The sequence below is a fragment of the Variovorax sp. MHTC-1 genome (genome assembly GCF_003984645.1).
Classification (GTDB): Bacteria; Pseudomonadota; Gammaproteobacteria; order Burkholderiales; family Burkholderiaceae_C; genus Variovorax.
Genome location: NZ_RWKI01000084.1, coordinates 1 through 1,177, shown reverse-complemented (window position 1 = coordinate 1,177; position 1,177 = coordinate 1). Strand labels below are relative to the sequence as shown.

Below are 1,177 nucleotides of genomic sequence, written 5' to 3'. Positions count from 1 at the left end.
CGTCGCGCATCCGATCAACTTCAACCTCGGGCGCATCGAGGGCGGTGAATGGAATTCGTCGGTGCCCTGCACTTGCACGCTGGGCATCCGCTCGAGGCCGGCGCAGTTGCCATCAAGCATGCACCGTCTGGCCAGATGCGACAGATGTCAGCTTTTCGCATTCCTGGGTCTTTACGAAGGCCGGCGCTACTCGCAGCAGGAAGTCGCCTCGAGGGTCTGGGATGACCAGCTCACTTACTTGTTCACCTTGTCCAATCATGAAACCATCGATGGCGCCAAAGGGGGCAATGGCACTCGCCACCTGAATCACGCCTGCGACCCGAACTGCGAGGCGGTCGAGGAGTACGACGACGCAGGGCGGCTGGTGCTGAAGTTCCAGACGATCGTCCCGGTGGATGCAGGGGACGAACTGTTCATCGACTATTGCCTGACAGCGGACGATGGCTCGCCGCCCACGGACTATCCCTGCCGTTGCGGCTCTTCGAACTGCCGCGGCACGATGCTCGCGCCAGCCGAAGCCGCTTGAACCTGCGGGCGGTGCACTCGTGTGGTGCCGCTGTCGAAGCGCCCGGTCTCGCCACCGTTCGCCGCTGCAGAAACCGCACTCGATCCCGGCCGCGTGCACGTCTCCACTGGAGATGCTGGCCACCGTGACGTCGCCCAGCGGCTTGGCCTGGCGCACCAGGGCCAGGTGGCCGTCGTGCAGGTTGCCCATGGTGGGGACGAAGGCGCGGCGATGGAAGCGGTCCAATGCTCGCGCAGTTCGGGGGTGGTGCGGGCGATGTGCATGGTCGTGATGTGCCTACCAGGCGTGGAGTTGGTCGTCGGGAAAGCTGCCGTCCTTCACGGCGCGCACATAGGCCGCCAAGGCCTGCGCGACGCCCGGCGCATCGGCCATGAAGTTGCGCACGAACTTCGGCATCTTGCCGAGGTTGATGCCCAGCATGTCGTGCAGCACCAGCACCTGGCCCGCGGTGCCGCGGCCGGCGCCGATGCCGACGGTGGCGCAGTGCTTCAGTTCGCCGGTGAGCTCGGCGGCCAGCGCGGCCGGCACCATCTCCAGCACCATCATCGCGGCGCCCGCGTCCTGCAGCGCATGGGCTTGCTGCTTGAGCAGGGCGGCGGCCTCGCTGCCCTTGCCCTGCACGCGGTAGCCGCCCAGCGCGTGCACCGTCTG

At 66.8% G+C, this 1,177-nt stretch carries 2 protein-coding genes and 1 pseudogene; 1 reads left to right on the top strand and 2 read right to left on the bottom strand.

All coding sequences use genetic code 11. From position 1 onward, the window contains the following. Positions 1-118: 118 nt before the first annotated feature. Positions 119-526 (top strand): SET domain-containing protein, encoded by a 408-nt coding sequence (locus EJI01_RS28350; protein WP_126840410.1) that lies wholly within the window; start codon positions 119-121, stop codon positions 524-526. A gap of 111 nt (positions 527-637) precedes the next feature. Here EJI01_RS28350 and EJI01_RS28345 read toward each other — a convergent pair. After that, a pseudogene (locus tag EJI01_RS28345) lies at positions 638-789 on the bottom strand (pantoate--beta-alanine ligase); the annotation flags it as partial. Positions 790-802: 13 nt separating this feature from the next. Further along, the coding region (locus EJI01_RS28340) for a 3-methyl-2-oxobutanoate hydroxymethyltransferase (RefSeq protein ID WP_185879114.1) at positions 803-1,177 on the bottom strand (375 nt) is incomplete at its 5' end.

Coding starts and splice junctions, on each gene's coding strand:
- EJI01_RS28350 (WP_126840410.1), top strand. CDS start 119: ATGCACCGTCTGGCCAGATGCGACAGATGTCAGCTTTTCGCATTCCTG.